15 protein-coding genes are annotated in these 17,022 nt (G+C 29.1%); 7 read left to right on the top strand and 8 right to left on the bottom strand.

What is annotated here, in order from left to right:
* Window positions 1-17 precede the first annotated feature (17 nt).
* From uvrB to L8V77_RS04365, 6 genes are all read left to right on the top strand, one after another.
* Window positions 18-1,991: an excinuclease ABC subunit UvrB gene (gene uvrB / locus L8V77_RS04390; RefSeq protein ID WP_263706887.1), complete on the top strand. Its 1,974-nt coding sequence runs from the start codon at window positions 18-20 to the stop codon at window positions 1,989-1,991.
* A 74-nt stretch (window positions 1,992-2,065) separates the two neighbouring features.
* Window positions 2,066-2,950, top strand: coding sequence for an HlyD family secretion protein (locus L8V77_RS04385; RefSeq protein WP_263706886.1), 885 nt, complete (start codon window positions 2,066-2,068; stop codon window positions 2,948-2,950).
* A complete protein-coding gene (locus L8V77_RS04380; RefSeq protein ID WP_263706884.1) occupies window positions 2,943-3,833 on the top strand; it encodes an ABC transporter ATP-binding protein in 891 nt (296 codons plus the stop codon). Before L8V77_RS04385 ends, L8V77_RS04380 begins: the two co-directional genes overlap by 8 nt.
* Window positions 3,826-4,560 (top strand): ABC transporter ATP-binding protein, encoded by a 735-nt coding sequence (locus tag L8V77_RS04375; RefSeq protein WP_263706883.1) that lies wholly within the window; start codon window positions 3,826-3,828, stop codon window positions 4,558-4,560. Before L8V77_RS04380 ends, L8V77_RS04375 begins: the two co-directional genes overlap by 8 nt.
* Before the next feature lies 1 nt (window position 4,561).
* On the top strand, window positions 4,562-5,620 hold the full coding sequence (locus L8V77_RS04370; RefSeq protein ID WP_263706881.1) for an ABC transporter permease: 1,059 nt from the start codon (window positions 4,562-4,564) through the stop codon (window positions 5,618-5,620).
* Window positions 5,620-6,699: an ABC transporter permease gene (locus L8V77_RS04365; protein ID WP_263706879.1), complete on the top strand. Its 1,080-nt coding sequence runs from the start codon at window positions 5,620-5,622 to the stop codon at window positions 6,697-6,699. The genes L8V77_RS04370 and L8V77_RS04365 overlap by 1 nt, the downstream gene beginning before the upstream one ends.
* Before the next feature lie 17 nt (window positions 6,700-6,716).
* Here L8V77_RS04365 and efp read toward each other — a convergent pair whose 3' ends face one another.
* Genes efp through pheS form a run of 8 tightly spaced genes read right to left on the bottom strand, consistent with a single transcriptional unit; the run spans window position 6,717 to window position 16,561 of the window.
* Window positions 6,717-7,286 (bottom strand): elongation factor P, encoded by a 570-nt coding sequence (efp, locus tag L8V77_RS04360; RefSeq protein WP_039618934.1) that lies wholly within the window; start codon window positions 7,284-7,286, stop codon window positions 6,717-6,719.
* Window positions 7,287-7,346: 60 nt separating this feature from the next.
* Window positions 7,347-8,927: a phosphoglycerate dehydrogenase gene (serA, locus tag L8V77_RS04355; protein WP_263706877.1), complete on the bottom strand. Its 1,581-nt coding sequence runs from the start codon at window positions 8,925-8,927 to the stop codon at window positions 7,347-7,349.
* Entirely contained in the window at window positions 8,924-9,403 is a 480-nt protein-coding gene (locus tag L8V77_RS04350) for a hypothetical protein (protein WP_220555329.1), read from the bottom strand. The genes serA and L8V77_RS04350 overlap by 4 nt, the downstream gene beginning before the upstream one ends.
* Before the next feature lie 6 nt (window positions 9,404-9,409).
* Window positions 9,410-11,077: a 30S ribosomal protein S1 gene (locus L8V77_RS04345; protein ID WP_263706875.1), complete on the bottom strand. Its 1,668-nt coding sequence runs from the start codon at window positions 11,075-11,077 to the stop codon at window positions 9,410-9,412.
* 55 nt (window positions 11,078-11,132) lie between these two features.
* Entirely contained in the window at window positions 11,133-11,969 is an 837-nt protein-coding gene (locus tag L8V77_RS04340) for a 4-hydroxy-3-methylbut-2-enyl diphosphate reductase (RefSeq protein ID WP_263706874.1), read from the bottom strand.
* On the bottom strand, window positions 11,959-13,245 hold the full coding sequence (gene aroA / locus L8V77_RS04335) for a 3-phosphoshikimate 1-carboxyvinyltransferase (protein WP_263706873.1): 1,287 nt from the start codon (window positions 13,243-13,245) through the stop codon (window positions 11,959-11,961). Before aroA ends, L8V77_RS04340 begins: the two co-directional genes overlap by 11 nt.
* Entirely contained in the window at window positions 13,242-15,572 is a 2,331-nt protein-coding gene (gene pheT, locus L8V77_RS04330; protein ID WP_263706872.1) for a phenylalanine--tRNA ligase subunit beta, read from the bottom strand. The genes aroA and pheT overlap by 4 nt, the downstream gene beginning before the upstream one ends.
* A complete protein-coding gene (gene pheS / locus L8V77_RS04325; RefSeq protein ID WP_039668703.1) occupies window positions 15,569-16,561 on the bottom strand; it encodes a phenylalanine--tRNA ligase subunit alpha in 993 nt (330 codons plus the stop codon). Before pheS ends, pheT begins: the two co-directional genes overlap by 4 nt.
* A gap of 85 nt (window positions 16,562-16,646) precedes the next feature.
* Between pheS and L8V77_RS04320 the strand changes: the two genes are divergently transcribed.
* Window positions 16,647-17,012 carry a histidine triad nucleotide-binding protein gene (locus L8V77_RS04320; RefSeq protein ID WP_240379776.1) on the top strand — a complete coding sequence of 122 codons (366 nt, stop codon included), beginning with the start codon at window positions 16,647-16,649 and terminating at the stop codon, window positions 17,010-17,012.
* The last annotated feature ends 10 nt before the right edge of the window (window positions 17,013-17,022 follow it).

Below are 17,022 nucleotides of genomic sequence, written 5' to 3'. Positions count from 1 at the left end.
ACAAGTTAGGAAAATTTATGTTTGAACTTACTAGTGATTTTAAGCCAAGTCCTGATCAAAAACAAGCCATTGATGGTATAGTAAAAAGCATTAAAGCGGGCAATAAATACCAAACCTTGCTAGGTGTTACAGGCAGTGGAAAAACTTTCACTATGGCAAATATCATTAAAAACTTAAACATGCCTACTCTTATCATGAGTCACAATAAAAGCTTATGCGCGCAACTTTATAGTGAATTTAAAGGTTTTTTTGCAAATAATCATGTGGAGTATTTTATAAGCTATTATGATTATTATCAGCCAGAAGCTTATATACCAAGAACGGATGTTTTTATAGAAAAAGATAGTTCCACTAATGAAGATTTAGAAAGATTAAGACTTAGTGCAAGTGCTTCGCTTTTAAGTTATGATGATGTTATTTGTATAGCTAGTGTTTCAGCAAATTATGGTTTGGGAAATCCAAGTGAGTATGTAGGTATGGTTTTAATTTTAGAACTAAATATGCAAATTTCACAAAAAGAACTTTTAAAAAAACTTGTAGATATGGGCTATAAACGCAATGATAATTTCTTTGATAGGGCTGATTTTAGAGTAAATGGAGATATAGTAGATATATATCCAGCTTATTACGAGGATGAAGCTATTAGGCTTGAGTTTTTTGGCGATGAGCTTGAGGCGATGTATCATTATAATGTCTTAGAAAATAAAAAAGGTAAAGATTTAAAAAAATTCATACTTTACCCAACCAGTCAATTTAGCGTAGGTGAGACTAGGCTTAAAGAGGCTATAAAAGGCATAAAAGCTGAATTAAATGAACGCCTTGCTTATTTTGAAAATGAAAATAAACTCGTAGAAGCACAAAGGTTAAAACAAAGAGTAGAATTTGACCTTGAAATGCTTCAAAGCACTGGAATGTGTAAAGGAGTTGAAAATTATGCTTTGCATTTAACAGGGCTTAAAAGCGGCGATACACCTTATACGCTTTTTGATTATTTTGCTATTAAAAACCAAGACTTTTTAGTCATTGTAGATGAATCTCATGTATCTTTACCACAATTTCGTGGGATGTTTGCAGGTGATAGAAGTAGAAAGCAAACTTTGGTTGATTATGGTTTTCGCTTGCCAAGTGCCTTAGATAATAGACCTTTGATGTTTGATGAATTTATTAATAAAAATTGTAAATTTTTATTTGTTTCAGCTACACCTGCACCTTTAGAATTAGAATTAAGCAAAGAAAATATTTTTTATCAAATCATGCGTCCAACAGGGCTTTTAGATCCTAAAATAGAAATCAAAGATAGTGAAAATCAAGTAGAAATTTTATACGATGAAGCTAAAAAAGTTATAGAGCGCAATGAAAGAGTTTTAATAACCGTTTTAACTAAAAAAATGGCTGAAGAGCTTAGTAAATACTACTTAGAACTTGGCTTAAAAGTAAAATACATGCACTCAGAAATTGATGCAATAGAGCGTAATGAAATCATCCGTGGTTTAAGAAGTGGTGCTTTTGATATTTTAATCGGGATTAATCTTTTAAGAGAAGGACTTGATTTACCAGAAGTTTCTCTTATAGCTATTATGGATGCAGATAAAGAAGGCTTTTTAAGAAGTACCACTGCACTCATTCAAACGATGGGACGTGCTGCTAGAAATGTCAATGGAAAAGTATTACTTTTTGCTAAAAAAGTCACAAAATCTATGCAAGAAGCTATCGATACTACCAATGAAAGAAGGACTTTACAAGAAGCTTATAATAAAAAACACAACATTACACCAACCTCAGTAAAAAGAAATATAGAAGAAAGTTTAAAACATGAACTTGAGCAAGGAGAAATTTATCGCAAAGGTAAAGAACTTGAAAAAATGCCTGCAAAAGAACGTGCTAAAATAGTAAAAGAATTAAGAAAACAAATGTTAGAAGCTGCTAAAAATCTTGAATTTGAAAAAGCAGCAATGCTTAGAGATGAGATTAATAAATTAAGAACTTTATAAACTCTTACTATTTAAGATTATTTTCATAATATTTTTAATAAACTAAAAATAAATAATAAATTTAAAGTGAAACTATGCTCAAATTTATTTTGCTTGCCATGTCAATATTTTCTTTCTATGCATGCTCTAATCCAAATGACAAATTTGATGCAATGGGGATTTTTGAAAGTGATGAGATAATTGTCTCTAGTGAAATACAGGGAAAAATTTTAGAATTTAATATCCAAGAAGGACAAAAACTACAAAAAGACCAGATAATAGGAAAAATAGATAGTGTTTCTTTGGAGTTAAAAAAGAAAGAACTTTATCATATTATTGGAGCATTAAAACTACAAAAACTAGATATAAAAAACCAACTCTCACCTTTATTTCAGCAACTCAAAGATACCTTGGTAGATAAAAAACGCTATTATACACTTTTGAAAAATGAGGCAATTTCTCAAAAAGAATACGATGATATTAATGCAAAATATTCATTATTAGAAAAAGAGATCGATGCTAAAAAAGAAAATCTAACTCTTAAAAACGCTTCTATAGATGAACAAATTCAAACCGCATTGACTCAAATTGCTATCTTAGAAGATAGTATTGCTAAAAGCTTTATAATATCTCCTATTTATGGCACTGTTTTAGAAAAGTATGCTTTCGCTGGAGAATTAAGTAAAAATCAAGCGTTATTTAAAATAGCAGATTTATCAAACTTATATCTTAAAGCTTATATCATCAATCAAGATTACAACAAAATAAAGCTTAAAGATAAGGTTAAAATAATTTCTGACACGGGCAAAAGCTATCAAGGTGTTATATCTTATATTTCACAAAAAGCTGAATTTACACCAAAGACCATCATGAGTAAAGACGAGAGAGAAAATCTTGTTTATATGATCAAAATAAATGTCAAAAATGATGGTTATTTAAAAATCGGAACCTATGCCGAAGTACATTTTTACCATGATTGAAGTTAAAAATCTTTACAAAAGTTACAATAATAAGAAAGTTCTAAGTGATATTAATTTTAATCTAAATGATGGTGAAATTTTAGGCATTATTGGAGCAGATGGATCTGGCAAAAGTACTTTGTTAAAAATTTTAAGCACTCTTGTATTGCCCGATACAACAAAAACTAAAATTTATGGATATGATCTAGTAAAAGACTATCAACAAATTAGAAAAATAATAGCCTATATGAGTCCTTGTTTTAGTCTCTATGGTGATCTTAGTATAGATGAAAATATAGATTTTTTTGCCAAAATTCACTCTTGCAATTGGAAAGAAAATTTACAAGAAATATTACTTATATATCAGCAATTACAACAAGTAAAAAATAGAAAAGCAAGCGCTCTTTCTGGAGGAATGAAGCAAAAGCTAGCTCTATGCTGTGCTCTCATTCACAAACCAAAACTTTTAATACTAGATGAACCTACAACTGGAGTGGATCCTTGTTCAAGAAAAGATTTTTGGGATATATTATTGTCTTTAAACAAAAGTATTATCATAACAAGTTCTTATATGGATGAAATTGCAAGATCAGATAAAATCGCTTTTATACAAAATGGTAAATTTATAAGATTAGACAAGCCAAAAACACTATGTGAAAATATTCAATCAGGAATTTATGCTCTAGAAGGAATAAAAATCAAAAACATTATGACAATTTTAAAAAATGATGATAATGTAAAAAATTTTTATGCTTTTAAAGAAAATATTCATATTGTTTTTAAAGAACATACTAATACTTCTAAATGGTTATCTATAATAGAAAAAAAATGCAATCAAAAACTTTCCTTATATAAAACCAATGCAAATCTTGAAGATTGTTTTATGGAATTAAACCATGGATAGTGTTATAAAAACTTCTAATCTTTGTAAATATTTTGGAACCTTTAAAGCAGTAGATGATCTAAATTTTGAAGTTCACAAAGGAGAAATATTTGCCTTTTTAGGAGCCAATGGAGCAGGAAAAACCACTGCTATAAAAATGCTTTGTGGTTTGAGTTTACCAACAAGTGGAAATGCTTTTATTGGCGGATATGATGTATATAGAGATAGTGAAAAAATCAAACAAAATATAGGTTATATGAGTCAAAAATTTTCGCTTTATGAGGATCTAAGTGTTTTTGAAAATATAGAATTATTTGGCACAATATATGGTTTAAGCACTAAAACAATAAGAGAAAACGGAGACTCATTATTAAATTTTTTAAATATATATGCTTATAAAAACAAGATTGTAAAAGATCTATCTTTAGGTTTTAAACAAAAGCTAGCCTTTTGCGTAGCAACTTTACACAAGCCAAAGATTATTTTTTTAGATGAACCCACAAGTGGTGTAGATCCAAAAACAAGAAGGGATTTTTGGGAACTTATTTACAAAGCAAGCAATGAAAATATTTCTATTTTTATCACAACACACTATATGGATGAAGCAGAATATTGCGATAGAGCAAGTATTATGATAGATGGCAAAATCAAAATTTTAGATACTCCCAAAAATTTAAAAAGAACATATAATGCTAAAGATATACAAGAAGTATTTTTTCAATTAGCAAAAGAAGCAAAAAGATCTTAATATGAATATTTTTCTAGCTATTGTTAAAAAAGAGAGTTTGCATATTATAAGAGATAAAAGGACTATGTTGATAGTATTTTTCATGCCTATAGTGCAAATTTTACTCTTTGGTTTTGCACTTAGCATGGAAGTAAACCATATAAAATTTAGCATTTTAAATTTATCAAAAGATAATACTAGTAAACAAATATCTCAAACACTAATAAATAATCCTTATTTTGAATTTATACAAACTTACCACGACATTAAACAAATGCAAGATGATTTTAAAAACTCTAAAATAGATATGACTCTTATATTTGATCATAATTTTGCAAAAAATCAAATAATTCAAATTACAATTGATGCAAGTGATCCTAATAGGGCTAGCATTATCAATGCTTATATTGAAAATATTTTATTAGAACAATTTGATATGCAAAATTTCAATATACGTTTTTTATATAATCCTAGTTCTAAAAGTCAATATGTATTTATACCTGGGCTAATGGGTATGATTTTAATGTTAATTTGCGCGATGATGACTAGCATATCCATAGTGCGCGAAAAAGAAAATCAAACCATGCAAATGCTACTTAGTGCCCCAATAAGACCTTTTATAATTATATTTGCAAAAATGTTACCGTATTTTTTTATTTCTAATATTAGCTTATTTATTATTTTGTTGTTATCGGTTTTTGTTTTAAATATACATATTCAAGGAAATCTTTTTATCTTGCTTTGTTTTTGTATGTTATACATTTTTCTAGCTTTAAGCATAGGGCTTTTTGTATCATGTATAACAAAAACACAAGCAAGCGCTATGTTAATATGTGGAATGGTATTTTTAATCCCTATAATTTTACTTTCAGGTATGATATTTCCCACTGAAAGCATGCCAAAAATTCTAGAATTTTTCACCCATTTGATCCCTGCAAAATGGTTTATCATAGGCATTAAAAAAATTATGTTTATGGATGTTAGTTTAAGCTTTTTATTAAAAGAACTTATTATTTTATTGTCGATGAGTTTTATTTTCCTATTTGCAAGCATTACAAAATTTAAAGATAGGATTGAATAATGCTGTTAAAAGCTTTATTAAAAAAGGAATTTTTACAATTTAAACGTAATAAATTTTTACCACGATTGGTTTTGATTTATCCTTTAGTTCTAATACTTATTATGCCATGGGCAACAAATCTTGAAGTTAAAAATATCAATATAGCAGTAATTGACTGGGATAAAAGCCAGAGTACTAAAAATATAATAAATACTATTGCTAATAACAAATATTTTGACAAAATATACACATTTTCCACATACCAAGATGCTAAAAAATGTATAGAAAAAAACATTTGTGATGCAATATTAGAATTTAACTCAAATTTTGAGCACGATTTTTTCAAAGAAAACAAATTAAATTTATCTCTTTATATTAATGCTATAAATGGAGTAAAAGCCAATATAAGCTTAATCTATATAAATAAAATCATCACTTCAAGCTTAAATTTAAAACAAGACAAAATTAATATCTTAAGCAATTTCAAATTTAATCCAAATCTTAATTACCAACATTATATGATTCCTGCTTTAAGCACTATAGTACTCACTTTACTTTGTGGTTTTTTACCCGCAATTAACATTGTAAGTGAAAAAGAAAAGGGAAATATTGAACAAATAAATGTTAGTCCTATTTCTAAATTTAATTTTATACTAGCCAAGCTCATTATGTACTGGATAATTGGTATAGTTGCCTTTAGTATATGTCTTTTGGTTTCATTTTTTATTTATGATTTGTATCCTAAAAGCAATGTATTGCTACTATGCGCTGTGGTGTTTATTTATATTTTGGCTATTTCTGGATTTGGGATCATCATTTCTAACTATTCCAATACCATAGCACAAGCTATGTTTGTAATTTTTTTCTTCATGATGATTTTTATATTAATGAGTGGACTTTTTACTTCTATACTTTCTATGCCAAAGTGGGCTTATGCTTTAAGCCATCTAAATCCATTAAAATACTTTATAGAATCTTTAAGAATGATTTTTCTAAAAGAAGTTGATATAACAAATTTATATTCTAATTTTATAATACTTGGTATATTTGCGATTATATTTAACTGTTTTGCTATAATAAGTTACAAAAAAAGAAGCTAAAAGCCTTAAAAAGGCTTTTATTTATTTGCTCTTTCTATATATTCTCCACGCACAGTATCAACGCGAATTACTTCCCCTTCTAATACATGGAAAGGAATTTGCACCACTGCGCCTGTTTCTAAAGTAGCTGGTTTTTTGTTTGAACCTTGAGTATCACCTTTGAAATTTGGCGCTGTTTCGATAATTTTAAGCTCCATTACTTGAGGTACTTCCACACCAATTGCTTTTCCATTGTGGAATAAAACATCCACCATGGTTCCATCAAGCATCCATTTTTTAGCTTCACCCACATCTTCATCACTAATTGCAACTTGCTCATAAGTTTGAGTATCCATAAATTGACAATTTTCACCATCATCATATAGATATTGCATTTGTTTTTCTTCTAAATTTGGAGATTCACATTTATCTCCTGCATGGAAAGTTTTTTCTAAAACCTTACCATCGATAAAAGATTTAATTTTAATACGTACAAAAGCAGGACCTTTTCCTGGTTTTACGTGTTGATATTCTACGATTTTAAAAGGAATACCATCAATTTCTATTTTTAAACCTTTTTTTAAATCTCCCATTCCATAAGAAGCCATATATTTTCCTTAATTTTAAAATTAAAAAATAATTGTAACAATTAAGGCTTATAAAAAGCCTTAAATTTCTGCATATTCTGCAAAAATACAAGCATCAACTGCTCTTAATTCCTCAAGCAAAGCTTTTGAAATTTTTGCATCAAGCAAAATCACAGCTAAAGCTTTTCCAAAACCATTTCTACCAAGTCTAAAATCAGCTATATTGACATTATTTTTAGCTAAAATTCCGCTAACATTAGCAATAACTCCTGGTATGTCATTGTTATTTAAAATTATCATTTTCCCTTTTGGTTTAAAATCTACATCAAAACCATTTAACTCTACTATCCTTTGTTCATTTTCACCAAAAATAGTCCCTGAGATAGAAAGGTTAGAATTATCTGTAATTACCTTTATGGTGATTTTGTTACTATAACCACTACTTGGTAAAATACAAGAAGAAAGTTCCACACCCTTGTCTTTAGCTACAAAATGTGCGTTGATATAATTAATATTTTCACCTAAAATTCCTCTTAAAACACTCACTGTTGCAAAAGTTAGCAAAGACTCATTATACTCACTAATTTGTCCTTCACTTTCAAGTTTAATAGCTTTAATAGGAGTTTTATCAAGCTGAGCAGCCAAAAAGCCCATTTTAGAAATAAGCTCAATATAAGGTGCTACAAAACTTGGCAAATCTTCAGTTTTAATTGGTAAATTTAAAGCATTAGGATAAGAAATTCCTCTTGCAGCATTTAAAGCTTGCTCGCATGCTTGGATAGCTATATTTTCTTGACTTTCTAAAGTATTTGCACCAAGATGAGAAGTAACAGAAACATTTTCAAAGTCTAAAAATGGATGATTAGTTGCAGGTTCTTTATTAAACACATCGATACCAAGCCAAGCTATTTTACCACTTTTTAATCCTTCACACAAAGCATCTTCATTATAAAGACCACCTCTAGCACAATTTATCAATCTTACGCCATCTTTCATTTTAGAAATTTCTTCAAAAGAAATCATATCTGTTGTTTCTTTTGTTTTTGGTGTATGTACAGTAATAAAATCACTTTGAGTTAAAATTGTATCTAAAGAATTCACGCACTCAATACCCAAATCAGTCATTTTAGAAGCTACCACATAAGGATCATAAGCTACAACTTTCATACCAAAAGCTTTTGCGCGTACAGCTACTCTTGAACCTATATTACCAAAACCTATAACCCCTAAAGTTTTGTTCATAAGTTCAACACCATACCACTTTTCTCTTTCCCATCTTCTTTGTATTTTTAAAAAATTATGAGCATTTACAAAAGATCTTGCAGAGCATAATAGATGATTCATAGTAAGTTCAACTGCTGCTATGGTATTAGCCGTTGGCACATTCATAACTATAATGCCTTTTTTAGAACATTCATCTATATCAACATTATCAACTCCAACACCTGCTCTAACTAAAGCTTTTAAATTAGAACATGCATTGATAAATTTCAAATCCACATCTGTTGAACTTCTAGTAATAGCCACATCTACATCACTTAATTTTGTTAAAAGCTCATCTTTAGGTAAATGCGCTGCTTCAATAAGTTCTACATCATCAGCTTTTCTTAAAAGCTCCACACCTTTGTCTAATATTGCATCACATACAATAATTTTTTTCATAACCAAACCTCCTTTAATTTTGCATTTATGTTGTAAATTTTTAATTTGTCGATCAGTGCGTTTAAAACTTTTTCATTATTTGTATCTAAATAAATTGCCACTTCATCTTTGCTTTGTGTTAAAGTGTATTTGATAAAAAAAGAATGCAAAGTTTGCTTTAAACAAAACATAGAATAAACATCGTTTTTGTTTACATCGAGCATATAAAATTTTTGTTTTGGTTTTACTACAGAATCATCCATATTAAAACTCATATAAAATTCATTCGCTGCTGGAGAAAAATCATTAACTTTAAGATTTGAAAGTTTATCTTGCCAAGTTTGTGGTAATTCTTTTTTTATCTCATCAAAAGAATATTTAACATTTTGTGAGATAGGTAAATTTCCAACACTTACATATCTCACCATAAAAACAAAAGCAACAATCAAAACTAGGCTTAAAAAGCCTAAAATACCATAAAGGGTATATTTTTTCATTTGTTATTATGAAAGTTGATCTTTGATAATATCACCTAAAGTTACTTTATCATTATCATTGATTTCGTTTAACGCTTCTCTTTCTTTCATTCTTGCAAGACTTTTTACGCTTAAACGAATTCTATTTTTCTTTTCATCAATGAAAACAATTAAAGCTTCTATTGTATCGCCTACTTTTAAACTTGAAAAATCAATATTACCCAAATCTTCTTTGTGAATTAGCGCATCAACGCCCTCTTCAAGCTCAACAAAAATTCCAAAATCCTTAATATCTCTAATTTTTCCTGAGATAATATCATTTACTTGGTGTTTTTGTGCATAAACCTGCACAGGACTTTTTTGCAATTCTTTAGTACTTAAAGAAATTTTTTGATTTTCTTTGTCAAGCTTGATGATTTTAACTTCTATAACATCACCAACTTTATACATATCTTTGCATTTATCGTTTCTATTCCATGAAGCATCTTCATTATGCAACAAACCTTCTAAGTTTGCAATTTTTACAAAGGCACCAAAATTAGTCACAGAAGTAACACTACCTTTTACCACATCACCTACTTTATGTGATTTTAAAAACTCATCAAAAGGTTTTGCTAATAAATTTTTTAAAGAAACTCTAAGTCTTCTTTCTTTAGCATTAATCTCAATTACTTCTACATCAAGCTCTTGGCCTTCACTAATATAATCTTTTGGATTTTTAGCATTTTTATCCCAAGAAATTTCACTTATATGTAAAAATCCTTCTATATCATTTCCCAAATCAACAAAAGCACCATATGGCTCTATATTTGAAACTGTAACCTTAATAGTGTCACCAACCTCTAAACCATCTTTAATTTCATCCCAAGGATCAGGCATAGCAAGTTTGATAGATAAAGAAAGATGTTTTTTATCTTTATCATATTTAATCACTTTTACAGGAACCTTATCACCCTCATTATACAATGAACTAGGATTTACTGGCCCTTTGTAAGAAATTTCACTATAGTGAACCAAACCATCAACACCGCCTACATCAACAAACATACCATAGGTAGTGATTTTTTTAACAATACCTTCTATAATTTCTTCTTGATTTAACACATTTGAGATAATCTCTTTGCGTTTTTTTCTTTCTTCATCTACTATTTTTTTTCTAGAAACTACTATGCTTTGAGCTTCTTTATCAATTTTGATGATTTTAACTTTGAAAGTTTTATTGATGATGTTATTTGAATCTTTAAAGCTACTTTGTGATTTTGGCAAGAAAAATTCTACTCCATTTTCATCCACAGCTACAAAACCGCCTCTATTTTTACCAATGATTTTTACATCAATCATACTTTCATCATCTTTATAATTATCAATAAATTCTTTAACTTTTTGCTTTCTTAAAGCTTTTTTATGAGAAAGTAAAGATCTGCCACCGCGAGAACCCACTATAGCAACTTCTAATGTATCGCCTTCTTTGAAGATAAATTCGCCTTTGTCGTTTTGAATTTCTTCTATTGCCAAAATACCTTCTGATTTTTGCCCTACATTTACAAATACTTCATCGCCTTTAATCGCGACAATTATACCCTGTGTAGTTGCCTCCTCATCAGACTTGAAAGATTCCTCGAGCATTTGCTCAAAATCTTCTTCTATAATAATATCCTCTAGTCTGTTTTGAACTTTTTTGTTCACCTCGCTCATCGTGGTCCTTTGTTTTAAATTTTAATTCTTGATTATAGTATTGTTTTCTTTAAACTTAGTTAATTTTGGTGTATTCTTTGATTTTTTCCAAAACCAAGTCAATTACCCAATCCGGTGTAGAAGCACCTGCACTAATACCGCATTTTTCTTTGCCACTAAACCATTCTTTTTGAATTTCCTTTTCATTTTCGATTAAATAGCTATCCTTGCAGTAATTTTTTGCTATTAAAAAAAGTTGCTTAGTATTAGCTGAATTTTTTCCTCCAACTATTATCATTACATCACTTTTTTTGGCAAGTTCATTGATTGCTTCTTGATTTTTAAAAGTCGCATCACATATGGTATTAAAAACGCGCACTTCCTTAACCCTAAGCATTAAAAAATTCACAATTTCCATAAATTTTTCTATCTTTTTTGTAGTTTGTGATACTACTGCGATTTTAGAAGGTAATTTAATATCAAATAATTCTTTTTCATCAAGAACCACATAAGCTTTAGTGCTTACATAACTTCTAACCCCTTTTACTTCAGGATGATTTTCATCTCCAAAAATCACAACTTCATAACCTTCATTGCTCATTTGCTCACAAATTTTTTGAGGTTTAGTTACAAAAGGACAAGTTGCATCAAAAATTTCTATATCTTTTTGCTTTAATTTTTCTAAATCTTGCTTTGTAATACCATGGGTTCTAATGATAGCTTTTTTTTCTGTGCTTAATTCATTAATATCATTTAATGTTTTAACATTATAATTTTTCCAAAGTCTTGTGATTTCTTCATTATTATGGATTAAAGGTCCTATAGTAGCTGCATCTTTAATCTGCTCGGCTTTTTTAATAGCTCTTTTTACTCCAAAACAAAATCCATAACTTTTTGCTAATTCAATCTCCAAATTTAGCTCCTATTTGCTTTAAAATCTCAATAAAATTTGGAAAAGAAGTTTTGATGCATTCACTATCATCTACTTCCATTCCACATCTTAAACCTAAAATTAAAAAACTCATCGCGATTCTATGATCTCCAAAGCTTTCTATTTTAGCACTTTTAACTTCGCCACCTTCTACTTCAAAACCATCTTCTAATTCTTTTACTTTTATGCCACATTTTTGCAAATTTAATACAATTGATTTGATTCTATCACTTTCTTTTACGCGTAATTCTTTAGCATTTTTTATAATGCTTTTTCCTTTTGCACAAGCAAAAGCTATGGCCAAAGCTGGAATTTCATCAATCAGCCATGCGATATTTTCACTCACACTTACTGCCTTTAAAGGCGCACTTTCAACACAAATTTCTCCAATACTTTCAAAATCTTCATTGGTAATATTATAGGTGATCTTTGCACCCATTTTTTCTAAAATTTTAAAGGCTTCAATGCGTGTTTTATTTAACAAAACATTTTTTAAAACTACTTTTGAATGAGGTAAAATACAAGCAGCTAAGGCAAAGTAAAAGGCTGATGATGGATCATTTGGCACACATACTTCAAATGCTTTTAATTTTTCTTTTAAAGGATTGATTTTGATAAAAGTTTTATCCTCATTTAAATACTCAATGCAAGCCCCCATTTTATTAAGTATAATCTCACTATGATCTCTTGAAAGCTCAATTTCTTTAAAATAACTTTCTTTTTTGGCAAATAAAGCTGCTAAGATTAAAGCTGATTTTACCTGAGCTGAAGCAATATTACTACTAAAATCAAAACCATCTAACTTAGCCCCTTGTATACAAATAGGCGCTAAATTTGCATTAGTTCTTCCATAAATTTTAGCTCCTAAACTCATCAAAGGCTCACTTACACGTCTCATCGGCCTAGCATTTAAATAACAATCCCCGCTAAGTACAAAAAATTCATCTTCAATAGCGCTTAAAAGACCTATCAAAAGTCTCATAGCTGTACCTGAATTGCCACAATCTAAAACACAATTTGGAGATTTTATATATTTTGGAGCTTTAATGCAAATTAATTCATCATTTTCTTCAATCTCAGCTCCCAAAGCTTGAATGATTGCTAAAGTATGTAAAGTATCTTGGGCTTTTAAATAATTTTTAATCTTACAAGTTCCTTGGGTAAGCAAAGAAAAGATAGCAAAGCGATGAGATATAGACTTATCAGAAGCTATATATTCAAGCTCTGCTGTAAAAGAATCAATAGGACTGATTTTCATCGAAGTTTTAAACCATGCTCATCATCTAAAGCTTTGATGATTTTATCAATATACTCAAGGATAATATTATCTTCTAAGGTTTTTTCAAAATCTCTAAATACTAAATTAATAGTCAAGCTATAAAAATCGCCTAAATTCTCATCTGTATATAAATCTACTACTCTAAAACTTTCTAATCTTTCAATATCTAATTTAGCAATAGTGTGTTTGATTTTTTCATATTCAAAACCCTTAGGTATAACTATACTTAAGTCCCTACTCATAGATGGAAATTTAGAATAAGCTTTAGCGGTTTTAAAGTCTTGTTTTAAGCCTTCTAAATCAAGCTCACAAATATAAGTTTTAACCAGATCTCTTTTATTTTCTATACTTAAATGCACTCTACCTATAAACCCTATACGCTTGCCATTTTTATATACATTTGCTTGCTCATATGGACTTAAAAATGCGTATTCTGATTTTTGCAAACTAAACTCACCTATAATGCTCTTTAATTCTGCTAAAAAAGTATAAAAATCTACCAAAATAGGCTTGGCCTTATTTGTGATTTTAGCTTCTTCTTTGTAGCCACTAAAGATCATCGCAAATTTAGCATGCTCATTTGAAAACTCATCAAAAACACTACCACATTCAAAAAGTTTGATTTTCTTTTTTGAATTTCTTAGATTAAAGCTTGCTGCATTTAAAAGGTGATTTATCAAAGTGCTTCTTAAAGTATTAAGTTCATTGGTGATAGGATTAATAAGCTTATTTTTAATGCATTTAAATCCTAATTGACTTAATTCTTCTTCATTATCTAAAACATAATGCACACTTTCAAAATACCCATTACTACTTGCTTTTAATCTTAAATTTTTAAGCTCTTGATAATCAAAATATACTTGATTTAGGCGATTTTTTTCTTTAAATTCTAAAGCTTTTGATGGGATATTATCAATGCCAACAATTCTTACTATCTCTTCACTAATATCAGCTATATTTGCTATATCACTGCGATGAAGTGGGATTTTGATATTAAATTGTTCATCATTTACTACACTTATTTCAAAGCCTAGTTTTTTAAGAATTTTTACTAAATTATTTTTATCTATAGGCATACCAATGATTTTATCAATCTCTGCACCAAAAATACCAATAATATTTGCTTCATTTTCTTTAAAAACTTGTTGACTTCCAGAAAAAACACTCATCGCGCTAATTTTCAAGCACTCATTAAATAAATACTCCATTCCCAAAGAAAGCTTAGGCTCACTACCTCTTAAAGAACGATATATAGTGTCATTTTTCTTTTTATAAAAGGCCATTGCATTTGCTATAGTTTTAGGATGAGTATAGCTTGCTTCTATAATGATGATTTTGCTCTCATCATTGATTTTAAATTTATCTTCTTGCTCTATACCCGCTAAAGCAATCAACTCATCTTTATAATAAACTCCATATTCTCCATGTTCTTGAGTTTTAATTTCTAAAACAATCTTTTCATCGATTTGACAATCTTGACAAAGCTTATGAAAATCATAAGCACAAAAAATCACTCCACTTGCATGAGTTGCATATGTTAAAAGATTTTCTATATTATTATTTTTATATGCTTCAACCAAGGCAAGGCGAATTTGTATCGTAATATTTAGCTTAAATTCTTCTTTAATCTCTAATGCTTTATAAGTAAAAAAGCCTTCAACATCGCTTTGATTTTTAACACTTAGTATTCTTCCTATACCTACGCTATTTTCACTTTCTTTTAAAGGATTTAATTCTTTTAAATTTAAATCAAGTGCTGCGCTTAAATCTCTAGCAACACCATATAAGCTCAAGCAATCTCCACGATTTGGAGTAAGTTCAATTTCAATTAATTCATCATTAAAAAGTTCATAATCATTTAAAGCTTTTCCTAGAACTAATTCCCCCATGCTTTCATCTAAAACCATAATGCCTTCATTGCTTTTTCCAAAACCAAGCTCACTAGAAGAGCAAATCATACCCATAGATTCAACCCCTCTAAGTTTGGCAGGTTTTATCTCAAGTCCATTTGGAAGCACTGCACCCACTAAAGATACGGCTACAAATTGATCTTTATCAACATTTTTTGCACCACAAACAATTTGTAAAATTTCATTCCCAACATCTACTTTGCAAATATTCAATTTATCTGAATTTTCATGTTTAACTTTTTCTAAAACCTTACCTATTACAACTTTTTGGGGAGCTTTGACACTTTTAAAACTATCAACTTCTAATCCTATAGAATTTAAAGTATTTACTATAGTTTGCGTCGATATTTCACTTAAATCAATCCATTCATTTAACCAATTTCTACTAATAATCATCTAAATTGCTCCAATAATCTTAAATCACCTTCAAACATAGAACGCAAATCAGGAATTTTATGTAAAAGCATAGCAAAACGCTCCACACCCAAACCAAAAGCATAGCCACTTACATTTTTATAACCAACAAATTTATAAACATTAGGATCAACAACACCGCATCCTAAAACTTCAAGCCATCCTGTTTGCTTACAAACCCTACATCCACAACCTTTACAAAATACACAAGAAATATCTACTTCAGCAGATGGCTCTGTAAAAGGAAAAAAGCTAGGTCTAAAACGCACTTTTACATCACCAAACATATGTTTTAAAAAATGTTCTAGCATATCTTTTAAATTTGCAAAATTTACCTTATCACCCTCTTCTACCACAAGTCCTTCCACTTGATGGAACATAGGTGTATGGGTAATATCAAAGTCTCTTCTAAAAACTGCACCTGGTGCTATCATTCTAATAGGTGGTTTTTGAGATAGCATAGTTCTAATTTGAACTGGAGAAGTTTGGGATCTAAGCAAGGTTTTATCTTCAAAATAAAAAGTATCTTGCATATCTCTTGCAGGATGATTTTGTGGTAAATTTAATGCTTCAAAATTATGAAAATCATCCTCAATCAAAGGCCCTTTTTCTATGCTGAAATTTAAAGCTGTAAAATATTCTATGATTTTATCCATAGTTTGCATGATTGGGTGCAAAGCACCTGCATTTGAAGTTTCATCAAAAAAGCTAAAATCTTGCACATCTTGTTTCATTTTTTCATTTAAAGCTTTTTCTTCTAATTCTTTTAATTTTATTTGATAAGCTTCATTAAATTCATCTCTTGCTTTATTTAAACCATTAGCAAATTCTTTTTTTTCTTCACCTTGCAAATCTTTTAACTTTGCAAATTCCAAAGTCAAAATACCTTTTTTTCCTAAAACACTTACTTTTATATTTTCAAGTTCTGCTAGAGTACTTGCAGAAGCAATTTTTTCTATCATATCTTGCAATTTTAGCTCCAACTAAATTTTTTTTAAACATTCTAATGTAAAATTATTTAAAATTAGCAAAAATAACAAAAAAAAGGACTATTAAATGAGAGAAAAAACCGTATTTGAACTAATCATAGAAGGAAAAATCCCTGCTAATAAAGTTTTAGAAAGTGAAAAATTTTTAGCCTTTCATGATATTAATCCTAAAGCACCTATTCATATTTTAATCATTCCAAAAGAACATTTTGAAAACTTTCAAGAATTAAGACCTGAATTAATGAGTGAAATGACACAATTTATTCAAGAACTAGCTATTCTTTTAGGGCTTGATAAAAGCGGGTATAGATTAATCACAAATTGTGGAAAAAATAGCGGGCAAGAAGTCTTTCATTTACATTTTCATATGTTAGGTGGATTTGAGCTTCCAAAAAATAAAGAAACCCAAATCAATCCTGAATCACTATTCTAAAAAGAGCTTA

Origin of the sequence: Campylobacter sp. IFREMER_LSEM_CL2127 (assembly GCF_025771745.1) — a bacterium.
Classification (GTDB): Bacteria; Campylobacterota; Campylobacteria; order Campylobacterales; family Campylobacteraceae; genus Campylobacter_D.
This window is presented reverse-complemented; position numbering and strand designations above follow the sequence as displayed.